The organism is Mesorhizobium sp. M1E.F.Ca.ET.041.01.1.1, assembly GCF_003997355.1.
GTDB lineage: Bacteria > Pseudomonadota > Alphaproteobacteria > Rhizobiales > Rhizobiaceae > Mesorhizobium.
In genome coordinates, this window is record NZ_RZSL01000130.1 from 1 (window position 1) to 13,079 (window position 13,079).

Genomic DNA, 13,079 nt, shown 5'->3' on the forward strand with positions numbered 1-13,079 from the left:
GCTTTCACGACACGGACGAAGTCTAGGGAGGAAACGCCCAAGGAGGGCATGGACAGGATAAGCTGTCCGAGAACAAAACTATTGTGCGATGCACAAATGTCAATCGACTTCGGGCTTTTTTAATTCAATATGATGTGCAAATTCCATTTCGACGGCCAAGGTGTGACATTCGGGCAACAAATGCGCGACGCCTGACCGGCTTTGCGTCTCTGGTCCGAGCAGAAAACAGCGGCTGCCGACAGCTGCCGTCATGGGGAGAGTGAGTTGGATATCAGCATCGATTTCATGCGGCGCATCGCACGTGCGGCCGCCGCCGAGACCCTGCCGCGCTTCCGCAGCCAGGGCGCGGTGGCCAACAAGCAGGCGGAAAGCTTCGACCCGGTGACGGAGGCCGACCGCGAGGCCGAGCGGGCGATCAGGGCGCTGATATCGGCGGAATACCCCGATCACGGCATTCTCGGCGAGGAGCATGGCAGCGAGAATATGTCGAGCCGGCATGTCTGGGTCATCGACCCGATCGACGGCACACGCGCCTTCATCTCCGGGCTGCCGGTGTGGGGAACGCTGGTCGGGCTGACCGTCGACGGCAACGCCGTCGCGGGCCTCATGTCGCAACCCTTCACCGGTGAGCTGTTCTATGCCAACGCGTCCGGCTCGCATTACGAAGGTCCGGGCGGCCCGCGCAAGCTTGCGACCCGCAAGACGACGGAGCTCGCCAAGGCGACGCTGTTCACCACCACGCCGGCACTCTACAAGGGCGAGGCGCGCAATCGCTACGATCGGTTCGAGAAGCAGGTGCAACTGGCCCGCTACGGCACCGACTGCTATGCCTTTGCCATGGTGGCCGCGGGAAACGTCGACATCGTCGCCGATCCAGGCCTGAAGCCTTATGACATCGTGGCGTTGATTCCGATCATCGAGAAGGCAGGCGGCGTCGTCACCACCTTCGAGGGCGGACCGGCGGAGAAGGGCGGCGACATACTGGCGGCAGCGACGCCCGAACTGCACGCGGCAGCGATGGCGGCGCTGCGCGGCTGAGCTGCTCTCAGCCGTCGGCGGCCTGGGCGCCTGTGAGACGCAGGCCCCACAGGATGAGAGCGAAAGAGATCAGGCCGGTCGGCGCGGACGAATACGCCACGATCTTGATCACGGCTTCCTGAAGGGCGCTCCCGTGGAAAGTTCCGGCCGCCAACGGCATTGTCTCGTTGCCGGCTCCCCAGGCGCTGGCGATTATGTAGGCCGCCAGGATCGCCAAGGCCGAATAGATCAGCAGCCAGAACGCAACCCGCGACATCGCCGCGCCGAGATTGAGCCTTGGCCATGCCAGCCCCAGCGCCAAAAGGAGAACGCCCTGCAGGCCGCTTAGCGTGTGCGCGGACAGTCCGAGCCGCGGTGCGGCGAGATACGGTATTGCGAAGCCTTCGAATGACGAAAACAGCAGCAGGGCGACACCGATCTGCAGCAGGTGATGCCCCTGACGCGACAGCGTGTTCGATGCGTTCATGGCCGTTTCTCCCGATCTCTGACTGGCCCTGTGAGCTCTTAGGGCAGCAATTAGCGTTCGACGCCTGAACGGGAATAAGGGGTCGAACTGCGCCCGGACATGGTGGGGGGAGCCGGGCCAGCCGGATCGTGACGTTCGCGCCAGTCGGGGGCCGGCGCTCATTACCAGCGTGCCGGCAAAGCGGTCAAACAGCGTCGCCGGTTCCCGGAACGAAAGCGTCGAAGGCCGCAAGCAACTGCTCGCGGAAAAGATCCTTTTCCTGCAGGATCTCGTGATGCGCGCCGTCGATCATCAACAGCGACCCGACGCGCAACCGCCTGGCATAGGCTTCCACAGCCTTGGTCGAGACGACCTGGTCGGCGCCGGCGGCGACGATCAGCATCGGCACCTGGATCCTGGCCATGAAATCCGGATCGCTGACCGCCTCGGAGGCCTCGGCGGCGGCCTTCAGCCAGCGGATGGTCGGCCCGCCGAGCGCGAGCTGGGGCCAAGCCTTGTAGATGTCGGTGTTGCGCCGATAGCGCTCGGGGTCCGAGGTCACCTTGTTGGTTTCGAAGGGCGTCGGCAATTTCGGGCGCGGTCCCCAGGCGGCATAAAGCCTGCCGAGGCCCAGCGCGCAAAACACAGCGCAGACGCGTCGGACCGTGGAGATCGAAACCGGCGAGTCGGGTACAGCCAGGAAGGGTGCGATCAGCACCATGCGCCGTACCCGGTTGACCATTGAGGGCGAAGCAAGCAGTGCAATCACCGCCCCGGTCGAGTGGGCCAGGATGTAGTAGGGACCGCGGCAATCCGGCAGCACGATTTCCTCGAAAAATTGCTCGAGATCGCTTGTGTAGTCGCGGAAGCTGCGGACATAGCCACGCTGCCGGTCGCGCAGCAGGCGGCTGGAATCGCCCTGGCCGCGCCAGTCAAGGACGGCGACGCCGAAGCCGCGGTCGGCGAGGTTGCGGATGGTCTCGAAATATTTTTCGATGCACTCGTTGCGGCCGGTAAGCAGCACCACCGTGCCCTGCAGCGGGCGGGCGACCGCGCCGAAGACGCCATAGCGGATCTTCTTGCCGTCGCGGGTGGTGAAAAAGCCGCCGCCGGCATTTTCGGGCTGCGGATTGCCCTCGGTCTGGTGGAAAAGGTCCGTCATTCGGCGCTACGTTGATTGTTCTTTGCCCGAACGGGCCAGGCGTTGCCATGGTGATAGACGGCCATGGGCCAAAAGCAAAGGCGTTGCGGGGATCTGCGCTACCTGCCGTGAACCGAAACGGGAAGGCCGGAAGTGCCTGCGGCGCACTTCCGGCCTCTGTCGATCCGGGAGGAAGGGACGTTGCACCCGGTTCGGCCTCGTCGCGGCGCGCTCTCGGGGAGGGGCCGCTTGTCCGTCATCTTGGCCAAAGCTTAGCGTCGCGTGGCTGAACGGATGCCGAAGCTGCGGTTCATCTGGCGTTCATCGGGCGGAAAAATCGAACGGAAACTTGATCGCGCGAAGTTCTTGAAATGGCCTTTTGCGGTTCCCAAATTGAGGTTGCGGCCGCCAATGTCGGGGTCGCTGGCTCACCCGGACCGCCTTTCGAGGGTTTCGCACCGGGCCATACGCAAACCATGTTGCTCAACAGGAGAACACATCATGCGTCACGTTGATTTTTCCCCGCTTTATCGTTCGACCGTCGGCTTCGACCGGCTGTTCACCATGCTCGACTCGCTCGGCCAGCCCGAGAGCGCGCAGACCTATCCGCCCTATAACATCGAGCGCACCGGCGAGAACGCTTACCGCATCTCGATGGCGGTTGCCGGCTTCTCGGAAGACGAGATTTCGATCGAGGCGCACCGCAACGTGCTGACCGTCAAGGGCGAGCGCAAGGAAGAGGGCAATGGCGAGGGTTCCGAGCTGCTCTATCGCGGCATTGCCTCGCGGGCCTTCGAGCGCCGCTTCCAGCTCGCCGACCACGTCGAGGTCGAGGGCGCCACGCTGAAGAACGGCCTGCTCTTCGTCGACCTCAAGCGCAACATCCCCGAGGAGCTCAAGCCGCGCAAGATCGCGATCTCCTCGTCTTCGGACAAGGCCAAGCAGATCGAGGCCAAGGCCGCCGCGTAAGGCGCGCGCTCCATCCGTAAGATACGTCTCCCTCCCGAGACGGAAGCGGCGCCGAAGGGCGCCGCTTTTTTGTCGGCTATTCAACCAGCAAGTGACCCAGCCGGTCGATCTCTTCCGCCGTGGTCGCGAAGCTCGCGACGAAGCGATAGATCGCTTCGTTGTCGCCGAGATGGCCGTCAAACCCCTGCGGCACGCCCCATTCATAGAACTTGGCGCCGGCGGCCTGCAGCTTCTCGGCAACCGCGCGGTCGAGGATCGCGAACACTTCGTTGGCTTGCGGCAGCCAGGCGAGCCTGCCTGTTGGCGCATCCTCGATCGTTTCTGCCAAGTGAGCGGCCATCGCATTGGCATGGCGCGCCATCCTCAGCCACAAATCGTCGGTGAAATAGGCTTCGAACTGAGCCGAGATGAAGCGCGCCTTGGAAAAGGTCTGCCCGGCGCGCTGGCGAAGAAGGCGCAGATCGCGGCCGACTTCCGGGTTGAAGATCACCACCGCATCGGCCATCCAGCAGCCGTTCTTGGTGCCGCCGAAGGAGATGAGGTCGACGCCGCTCTTCCAGGTCATCTGCGCCGGCGTGACGTCGGTCGCGGCAATCGCGTTGGCGAAGCGCGCTCCGTCCATGTGCAGCGGCAGTTTATGGTGGCGGCTGACCTCGGCGATCGCCTTGACGTCGTCGACGGTGTAGACCGTGCCCACTTCGGTCGCCTGGGTGATCGTCACAGACATCGGCTGGCCGGCGGGAGCGAGATCCTGCGAATAGCGTTTTATGGCCTTGTCCAGAGCCTGGGGGTTCATGCGCCCCAACGGCCCCGGAACCGGCGCCATGCGCGCGCCGCCGGTGTAGAAACCCATCGCGCCGAATTCATCGACATTCATATGCGCTTCGGAGTGGCAAAGCGCGATGCCGCCGATACGGTTCAACGCCGCCATCGAAAGCGCGTTGGCTGCCGTGCCGGTCGCTACGAAGAACACCTGAACGTCCCGTTCGAAGATATCGCTGAAGCGGCGGTAGACCGCGCGATCGAGATCGCCGTCGCCATAGGCTGTCGCAATGCCGGCAGCGTGCCGTGAAAGGTTGGCCGAAATGTCGGGATGGACGCCCGCCCAGTTGTCGGATGCAAAGAACATCGAGAGGTCCGTATGGTGATTGGCAAAACGGGCGCGACTTGACTGCTTTGGCGCCGGAAGCGCAAGGGCCAGTCCTTGGCAAAGCGGTGAAGCCAGCCGGCGTCCCATATGACTGCGATCAAAGGTTGCGGTTCTTGACCTTGTCGCGAAATTTTGTGTCGCGGCACGCCCAAGTTTTTTGTGAATCGGTCTTGTGCAGGGTCCCGATTTCTGCCATAAAAAATTTAGGACAGTAGTGCTGTCTTATTTTGTCGCACAAAACAGGCTGGACTGGCGTATCATTCATGCCATTCCGGCCATTGTTGCGAGCGGCGGGTAGACGGCTCCGCTCTGGCCTGTACGATACCGGGATGCGAACCGGGGCGTATAGCCGCATGGTTCGGCAAGAATTTCGCGAGACGTGCAGCAAAGATCAAGGGAAGCGTTGTGCTTCCCAAGGCAAACCAGCGCCCCGAGGCAAACCAGCGACAGGGGTGCGGAACGGAGGACAGGACGATGACGGAACTGACGCCATCTGCGATCAACGGCCAGGCCGCGCAGACGAAAGCGGCAGCCGTCAAAAATCCGACTCGCGCCACCAACGGCTTGACCGCGCAGGGTCTCTACGATCCGCGCAACGAGCACGACGCTTGCGGCGTGGGCTTCATCGTCAACATGAAGGGCGTGAAGTCGCATCAGGTCGTCGAGGACGGCCTGGCGATGCTTGAGAATCTCACCCACCGCGGCGCCGTCGGCGCCGATCCGCTGGTCGGCGACGGCGCCGGCGTGCTGGTGCAGATTCCGGACCAGTTCTACCGCGAGGAGATGGCTGCACAGGGCATCGAACTGCCGCCGGCCGGCCAGTACGGCGTCGGCCACTGGTTCATGCCGCAGAATGCTGAGCTTCGCGCCCATATCGAGGACATCATCGCCGAATCGGCCCATTCCGAGGGCTTGCCGCTCATCGGCTTCCGCGACGTGCCGGTCGACAATTCGTCGCTGTCGAAGGCGCCGGACATCGTGGCGTCCGAGCCGTTCCATCGGCAGGTTTTCATCGGCCGTACGGCCGATATTCCGGATGACGAGGAATACGAGGCCAGGCTCTATCTGCTGCGCAAGGTGATCTCCGGCCGCATCTACGCCGAGAACGACAACAAGGACATCGGCGCCTATTGCGTGTCGCTGTCGGCGCGCACCATCGTCTACAAGGGCATGTTCCTCGCCTACCAGGTCGGCGCCTACTACAAGGACCTCACCGATCCGCGCTTCCAGACCGCGCTGATCCTCGTCCACCAGCGCTTTTCGACCAACACCTTCCCGTCATGGAAGTTGGCGCATCCCTACCGCATGGTCGCGCATAACGGCGAGATCAACACGGTGCGCGGCAACAACAACTGGATGGCGGCGCGCCAGGCCTCGGTCGACTCCGAGCTGTTCGGCAACAACATCTCGAAGCTCTGGCCGATCTCCTATGACGGCCAGTCGGACACGGCGTGCTTCGACAACGCGCTCGAATTCCTGTTCCAGGGCGGTTACAGCTTGAGCCACGCCATGATGATGCTGATCCCGGAAGCCTGGGCCGGCAACAAGCTCATGGATCAGGACCGCAAGGCGTTCTACGAGTACCATGCCGCGCTGATGGAGCCGTGGGACGGGCCGGCGGCGGTGGTCTTCACCGACGGACGCCAGATCGGCGCCACGCTCGACCGCAACGGCCTGCGCCCGGCGCGCTACATCGTCACCGACGATGACCGCGTCATCATGGCCTCGGAAGCCGGCGTGCTGCCGGTGCCGGAAGAGAAGATCGTGCAGAAGTGGCGGCTGCAGCCCGGCCGCATGCTTTTGATCGATCTCGCCAAGGGCCGCATCATCTCCGACGAGGAAATCAAGTCGGAGATCGCGAGCAAGCATCCCTACAAGACGTGGCTCGCAAACACGCAGCTCATCCTCGAAGACCTGAAGCCGGTCGAGCCGCGCGCGCTGCGCAAGGACGTCAGTCTGCTCGATCGCCAGCAAAGCTTCGGCTATACGCAGGAAGACACCAAGCTGTTGATGGCGCCGATGGCCACCACCGGTCAGGAAGCGGTCGGCTCGATGGGCACCGACACGCCGATCTCGGCGATGTCGGACAAGTCGAAGCTGCTCTACACCTACTTCAAGCAGAACTTCGCCCAGGTCACCAATCCGCCGATCGACCCGATTCGCGAGGAATTGGTGATGAGCCTGGTGTCCTTCATCGGTCCGCGGCCGAACATCTTCGACCTGGTCGGCACGTCGCGCCGCAAGCGGCTCGAGGTGCGCCAGCCGATCCTGACCAATGGCGATCTGGAGAAGATACGCTCGATCGGCCATACCGAGGACCGCTTCGACACCAAGACGATCGACATCACCTATGGCTCGAACGAGGGCGCGGCGGGCATGCAGGGCGCCATCGACCGGCTCTGCGAGCGGGCCGAGGCGGCGGTTGCCGGCGGCTACAACATCATCATCCTGTCCGACCGTCAGGTCGGGCCGGACCGCATCGCCATTCCGGTGCTTCTGGCCACCGCGGCGGTGCACCACCACCTGATCCGCAAGGGGCTGCGCACCGCGGTCGGGCTGGTCGTGGAATCCGGCGAGCCGCGCGAGGTGCATCATTTCTGCTGCCTCGCCGGGTACGGCGCGGAGGCGATCAACCCCTATCTCGCCTTCGACACGCTGCTCGACATGCACCAGCGCGGCGAGCTGCCGGAAGAGGTCGACGCATACGAGGTCGTCTCGCGCTACATCAAGTCGATCGGCAAGGGCATCCTCAAGGTGATGTCCAAGATGGGCATCTCGACCTATCAGTCCTATTGCGGCGCGCAGATCTTCGACGCCATCGGGCTCAGGTCGGATTTCGTCGAGAAGTACTTCACCGGCACCGCGACACTGATCGAAGGCGTCGGGCTGGACGAGATCGCGACCGAGACGCTCAGCCGCCACACCGACGCCTTCGGCAACGACCCGGTGCTGCGCAACAGCCTGGAGGTCGGCGGCGAGTATATGTTCCGCATGCGCGGCGAGGCGCATATGTGGTCGCCGGACGCGGTTGCCACCTTGCAGCATGCCGTGCGCCAGGGCTCCTGGGACACGTTCAAGGAGTATTCCACGCAGATCGACAGCGCGAGCGCGCGGGCGCAGACCATCCGCGGCCTGTTCAAGATCAAGCTGGCGGAAGAGACCGGCCGCAAGAAGGTCGCGATCGACGAGGTCATGCCGGCGGCCGAGATCGTCAAGCGCTTCTCGACCGGGGCGATGTCGTTCGGCTCGATCTCCAGGGAGGCGCACACCACGCTGGCGCGCGCCATGAACACCATCGGCGGCAAGTCGAACACCGGCGAGGGCGGCGAAGAGGCCGACCGCTATCTGCCGCTGCCGGGCGGCGGCAAGAACCCGGAACGCTCGGCGATCAAGCAGGTCGCGTCGGGACGGTTCGGCGTGACGGCGGAGTATCTGGTCAATTCCGACGTCATGCAGATCAAGGTGGCGCAGGGCGCCAAGCCCGGCGAGGGCGGCCAACTGCCCGGACACAAGGTCGACGCGACCATCGCCAAGGTCAGGCATTCGACGCCAGGCGTCGGCCTGATCTCGCCGCCGCCGCATCACGACATCTATTCGATCGAGGATCTGGCGCAACTGATCTACGATCTGAAGAACGTCAACCCGGCGGCCGACGTGTCGGTCAAGCTGGTGTCAGAGGTCGGCGTCGGCACGGTCGCGGCGGGCGTCGCCAAGGCGCGCGCCGACCACATCACCATCTCCGGCTATGACGGCGGCACCGGCGCCTCGCCGCTGACCTCGCTCAAGCATGCCGGCAGCCCGTGGGAGATGGGGCTTGCCGAAACGCACCAGACGCTGGTGCTCAACGGCCTGCGCTCACGCGTCGCGCTGCAGGTCGATGGCGGCCTGCGTACCGGCCGCGACGTCATCATCGGCGCGCTGCTCGGCGCCGACGAGTTCGGCTTCTCGACCGCGCCGCTGATCGCGGCCGGCTGCATCATGATGCGCAAGTGCCACTTGAACACCTGCCCGGTCGGCGTGGCGACGCAGGACCCGGTGCTGCGCAAGCGCTTCAAGGGCACGCCCGAGCACGTCATCAACTTCTTCTTCTACGTGGCGGAGGAGGTGCGAGCGCTGCTCGCTGAAATGGGCTTCACCCATCTCGACCAGATCATCGGCGACACCGACCTTCTGGAGAAGCGCGACGTCATCCAGCACTGGAAGGCGCGCGGGCTCGACTTCTCGAAGATGTTCTTCAAGCCCGACGCGCCGCACGAGGCACTGCACTGGACCGAGCGGCAGAAGCATCCGATCGACGACGTGCTCGACCGCAAGCTGATCGAGCTGGCGAAGCCGGCGCTGGAAGCCAAGCAGGCCGTCACCATCGAGCTGCCGATCCGCAATGTCGACCGCTCGGCCGGCGCGATGCTGTCTGGCGAAGTCGCCAGGCGCTTCAAGCACAAGGGGCTGCGCGAGGACACGATCACCGTCAAGCTCACCGGCACGGCCGGCCAGTCGTTCGGCGCGTTCCTGGCGCGCGGCGTCTCCTTCGATCTGGTCGGCGCCGGCAACGATTATGTCGGCAAGGGCCTGTCTGGCGGCCGCATCGTCATCCGGCCGCCGGAAAAGGCCAAGATCATAGCCGCTGAATCGATCATCGTCGGCAACACGGTGCTCTATGGCGCGACCGAGGGCGAGGCCTATTTCGCCGGTGTCGCCGGCGAGCGCTTCGCGGTGCGCAATTCCGGCGTGGCGGCAGTCGTCGAAGGCGTCGGCGACCTCGCGCGGCGGCGCCGCATCCTCGATGGAAATTGCGTTGACTTGCAGACCCGTCTTGTAGCCGTCGAGCGTGTTCTGGACGATCTCACGCACCGAAGTGGCGATCCCCTGGCGATCGTCGCGGAAAATATCCTGCGCCGGGCGCCGGCCGACGACTTCGCGCATGGCGCTTTCGGCAACCTGCGTCAGCATGCCGTCGGGATCGGAGACATCGAACAGGTAGGCCCTCGGATCGGAAACCTGATAGGCGACCGAGAACTGCACATTGACGATGTTCTGGTCGCCGGACAGCATCAGCCCGGAACCGCTGCTCGAGCCGCCGCCGATGCTGACGAGCTGCTCGGAAATCTTGGCCGTCTCGACCGTCTCGATCGGCCACCAGTGGAAATGCAGGCCTGGCTGCGAAAGCTCCGCTTTCGGCTTGCCGAAACGCAGTTCGACCGCGACTTCGTCAGGCTGCACGGTGTAGATCGCCTTGAAGGCCCAAAGCACGACGAGCGCGAGCGCAATCAGCCCGAGGACCGCCGGACTGGCGCCGCCGCCGCCCGGAAGAGCGCGTCGCAACCTGTCCTGGCCGCGGCGGATGATGTCCTCGAGGTCGGGAGGCGAACCCTGCGGGCCACTCGGCCCCCTCGGTCCCTGCCCCCAGGGTCCCTGATTGCCGCCGCCGCCCCATGGGCCGCCGCCACCGCTCTTGTCGTTCCAGGGCATGAATGTCCTTTCGCTCCGGTTCCCTCAGGCCTTGCGGCGCGATCCTAGCGCATGACCCCGAAAACCGGTACCGATTTTCGGGAAGGAATCATGCGCCAAATCAAAGTTTTACAGCGGCCTTTTACGCGTCCGGTTGGACGCGCGGCGCTGTAACATGTCGCTCTTCTATAGGGACGCCGTGACACGCTTTCAACGCGGCGTGCCGCCCGCGCTGTCCGATTTGGCTCGGCAGCGACCCTTTGTCGTCGTCACTGACCGTCGCGTCGTCTCTCGTAAACCGTGTAGCGCGTCGCGTGGCTATCCTTTTCGCCTGCGGGAAAATCCTCGGAACGGACGATCCGCCAGCTGGCCGGATCGATCGGCGGGAAATGCGCGTCGCCGTCGACCGCGGCGAGCACATGGGTGACATGCAGGCGGTCGGCGAGCGGCAGCGCCTGGGCATAGATCTCGCCGCCGCCGACGACGCATATCTCCCCGGCGCCCGCCATGCAGCGCCCGCGCACCTTGGCCAGCGTGATGGCCTCGTCGAGCGAATGGGCGACCTCGATGCCCTCGGCGTGCCAGGTCTTGTCTCGTGTCACCACGACATTCAGCCTGCCGGGCAGCGGCCGGCCGATGCCCTCATAGGTCTTGCGGCCCATGATGATCGGCTTGCCCATCGTGTCGGCCTTGAAGCGCTTGAGATCGCTGGATAGCCGCCATGGCAGGCCGCCTTCACGCCCGATCACCCCGTTCTCGGCGATGGCAACGTAGATCACGATGTCCATCAGCCGCCGTTCCCGCTATCCGACGGCTCGAGCAGCAGGATGTCGATGTCGTGCTCGGGATAAAAATCCTTGGCCGTCATCTCGAACGTCGTCGGGCCGACCTTGCGGACATTGTCGCCGCAGAAGGAAACCAGGTTCTTGGCGCTGCCCTTGTCGATGGTGAGCTTGAAGTTGCCGATGCTGCCGGACGCCCAGTTGCCGCCGGTGGTCAGGATATAAGCGATGCGGCTTTCGAAATATTTCGGGTAGCCGTCGGGATTTTCCTTCGCTGCCTTGCGCACTGCGTTCTGGAAACCCTCGTCCATGCAATAGCGGGTCTTGTAGGTGTCGTACTGCCCCTGAAATTTGCCTTCATAATAGAAGCTGACCGATGACGTGCCGCCGACGCTGGGCTTGTAGCGGTGCGAAACATGGACGGCCTTGTTGGCCGGAAAGGTCGAGCGCCACCAATAGGTCGAGCGCAACTGCCAGAACGGCGCGTAGGTGGTTTGCATGCCCGAGCCGTCATCGGCGGTATCCTCGATGATGATGCCGCGGTTTTCCCAATCCTCGGCGACGTCCTTGGGCAGCTTCGCCAGCGCCGCCTTGGCGGCATCGCCGAACGGATAGAGCGGAACCTTCTGCGCCTTGAGGTCGGCCGTGATGTCGATACCCAGCGCAAACGCCCTTTGCTCGAGCTGAGGCTTCGCGTCGACGCCGTCGATCGTCACCTCGAAGCCGAGGAAATTGTCGCTCTGCGCTTCCGGGATCGCGGGCATCTCGTTCGGATCGCCCTCGATGTCAGGCATCGGGAAAGCGACGATGGAGCTGACGTCCTTGTCGGTGTTGTTGCGGAAGACGTAGTCGACCGTCACCTTCTCCGGCGAGATGAAGAGGTCCTCGCTTTCCATGGCAACCGCATCGCTGCGCGACAGGATCAGCCCGCCGGTGCCGAGCTCGGCGACGGAATCGTTGGCGAAGGCCGGCGCGGCCAACAATGCCAGCGCTGCGGTCAGGACAGTGCGGAACATGTATCCCCCTCTCGACGGCAAACCGGGATCATCCGGATGCGCTTCCATCTAGAGCAATTCCGGGGAAAGTGTGTAGCGGTTTTCCGTCCGGAATTGCGTAAAACAATAGCTAGAGCAGTTCAGCATTTCTTCCAAACGATGGACTGCTCCAGGCTTTTCAATGGGGCGTTTCAAAGCCCTTTGCACTGGCATCCGTCTGCCCACGCCTGTCTGGACACCGCGCCCTTGATCGGGCAGGAGAACGCGTATGCGTAAGCTTCTCGTCATCGGCATCGGCGCCGGCAATCCGGAACATTTGACCGTCCAGGCCATCAACGGCCTGAACCGGGCCGATGTGCTGTTCATTCCGGACAAAGGCGCCAAAAAGAACGATCTAGCGGAACTGCGCCGGCAGATCTGCGACCGCTTCGTCACCAACCCGAAGTCGCGCCGCGTCGAATTCGATGTGCCGGTTCGGGCGGAGCCGACATCGTCCTATCGCGTGACCGTCGACGACTGGCATGAGGCGATTGCCGAAATCTATGAGGGGCTGATCCGCGACGAGCTCGCTGAAGACGGCTGCGGCGCCTTCCTGATCTGGGGCGACCCCTCTCTTTATGACAGCGCGCTGCGCATCCTGGAGCGCGTGCGCCTCAGAGGCAATGTCGATTTCAAGCTCGAAGTCATCCCAGGCATCACCGCGATCCAGGCGCTCGCCGCCGCCCACGCGACCGCGCTCAACCGCATTGGCGATTCGATCCTGGTCACCACCGGCCGCCGCCTCACTGAGGAAGGCCTGCCCGCGAATGCCGGCTCGACGGTGGTCATGCTCGACGGCAAATGCGCCTTCAACACGCTGGCCGAAAAGGATGTCTTAATCCAGTGGGGCGCCTATCTCGGCACGCCGGACGAGATCATCGTCTCCGGACGCCTCGGCGATGTCGGCGCCGAGATCGAGAAAGTGCGCGAGGAAGCCCGCCGGAAAAAGGGCTGGATCATGGACACCTATCTGCTGAGGAAGCCAGGGCAGTAAGGGAGTAAGGGAGTAAGGGAATAGGGCGTGGTCGATTTCTTGCGCGTTGAGCAGCGCTGAGACATCATTCCCCTATTC

8 protein-coding genes and 2 pseudogenes are annotated in these 13,079 nt (G+C 63.8%); 4 read left to right on the forward strand and 6 right to left on the reverse strand.

The genetic code is table 11. From position 1 onward, the window contains the following. Positions 1-264: 264 nt before the first annotated feature. Positions 265-1,038: a histidinol-phosphatase gene (hisN, locus tag EOA38_RS13570; RefSeq protein ID WP_126092124.1), complete on the forward strand. Its 774-nt coding sequence runs from the start codon at positions 265-267 to the stop codon at positions 1,036-1,038. Between the two features lie 7 nt (positions 1,039-1,045). Here hisN and EOA38_RS13575 read toward each other — a convergent pair whose 3' ends face one another. Both EOA38_RS13575 and EOA38_RS13580 read right to left on the reverse strand, forming a co-directional pair. After that, the gene (locus EOA38_RS13575; protein WP_126092125.1) at positions 1,046-1,504 is read right to left on the reverse strand and encodes a hypothetical protein; all 459 of its coding nucleotides are present in this window, start codon (positions 1,502-1,504) and stop codon (positions 1,046-1,048) included. Between the two features lie 184 nt (positions 1,505-1,688). Further along, positions 1,689-2,645, reverse strand: coding sequence for an alpha/beta hydrolase (locus EOA38_RS13580; protein WP_126092126.1), 957 nt, complete (start codon positions 2,643-2,645; stop codon positions 1,689-1,691). A gap of 480 nt (positions 2,646-3,125) precedes the next feature. Here EOA38_RS13580 and EOA38_RS13585 point away from each other — a divergent pair, with 480 nt between their 5' ends. Next, positions 3,126-3,593 (forward strand): Hsp20 family protein, encoded by a 468-nt coding sequence (locus EOA38_RS13585; protein ID WP_126092127.1) that lies wholly within the window; start codon positions 3,126-3,128, stop codon positions 3,591-3,593. Positions 3,594-3,669: 76 nt separating this feature from the next. Here EOA38_RS13585 and EOA38_RS13590 read toward each other — a convergent pair whose 3' ends face one another. Continuing rightward, on the reverse strand, positions 3,670-4,722 hold the full coding sequence (locus tag EOA38_RS13590) for a low specificity L-threonine aldolase (RefSeq protein WP_127221609.1): 1,053 nt from the start codon (positions 4,720-4,722) through the stop codon (positions 3,670-3,672). 495 nt (positions 4,723-5,217) lie between these two features. Here EOA38_RS13590 and gltB point away from each other — a divergent pair. After that, a pseudogene (gltB, locus tag EOA38_RS13595) lies at positions 5,218-9,498 on the forward strand (glutamate synthase large subunit); the annotation flags it as partial. Here gltB and EOA38_RS13600 read toward each other — a convergent pair. The 3 genes and pseudogenes from EOA38_RS13600 to EOA38_RS13610 form a co-directional block, all read right to left on the reverse strand. Then, positions 9,481-10,212 (reverse strand): annotated as a pseudogene (locus EOA38_RS13600) (protease modulator HflK); the annotation flags it as partial. The pseudogenes gltB and EOA38_RS13600 overlap by 18 nt on opposite strands. A 248-nt stretch (positions 10,213-10,460) precedes the next feature. Then, the gene (locus EOA38_RS13605; RefSeq protein WP_126093144.1) at positions 10,461-10,979 is read right to left on the reverse strand and encodes a dihydrofolate reductase; all 519 of its coding nucleotides are present in this window, start codon (positions 10,977-10,979) and stop codon (positions 10,461-10,463) included. After that, entirely contained in the window at positions 10,979-11,989 is a 1,011-nt protein-coding gene (locus tag EOA38_RS13610) for a DUF4424 domain-containing protein (protein ID WP_126093143.1), read from the reverse strand. The genes EOA38_RS13605 and EOA38_RS13610 overlap by 1 nt, the downstream gene beginning before the upstream one ends. 247 nt (positions 11,990-12,236) lie before the next feature. Between EOA38_RS13610 and cobF the strand changes: the two genes are divergently transcribed. Further along, complete coding sequence (gene cobF / locus EOA38_RS13615; RefSeq protein ID WP_126093142.1) at positions 12,237-13,001, forward strand: precorrin-6A synthase (deacetylating); 765 nt, start codon at positions 12,237-12,239, stop codon at positions 12,999-13,001. Positions 13,002-13,079: the final 78 nt, after the last annotated feature.

What these genes read in the sequence shown, in the direction of transcription:
- EOA38_RS13575 (WP_126092125.1), bottom strand. Translation starts at nt 1,504, where the DNA reads ATGAACGCATCGAACACGCTGTCGCGTCAGGGGCATCACCTGCTGCAG.
- EOA38_RS13585 (WP_126092127.1), top strand. Translation starts at nt 3,126, where the DNA reads ATGCGTCACGTTGATTTTTCCCCGCTTTATCGTTCGACCGTCGGCTTC.
- EOA38_RS13610 (WP_126093143.1), bottom strand. Translation starts at nt 11,989, where the DNA reads ATGTTCCGCACTGTCCTGACCGCAGCGCTGGCATTGTTGGCCGCGCCG.
- EOA38_RS13580 (WP_126092126.1), bottom strand. Translation starts at nt 2,645, where the DNA reads ATGACGGACCTTTTCCACCAGACCGAGGGCAATCCGCAGCCCGAAAAT.
- EOA38_RS13605 (WP_126093144.1), bottom strand. Translation starts at nt 10,979, where the DNA reads ATGGACATCGTGATCTACGTTGCCATCGCCGAGAACGGGGTGATCGGG.
- cobF (WP_126093142.1), top strand. Translation starts at nt 12,237, where the DNA reads ATGCGTAAGCTTCTCGTCATCGGCATCGGCGCCGGCAATCCGGAACAT.
- EOA38_RS13590 (WP_127221609.1), bottom strand. Translation starts at nt 4,722, where the DNA reads ATGTTCTTTGCATCCGACAACTGGGCGGGCGTCCATCCCGACATTTCG.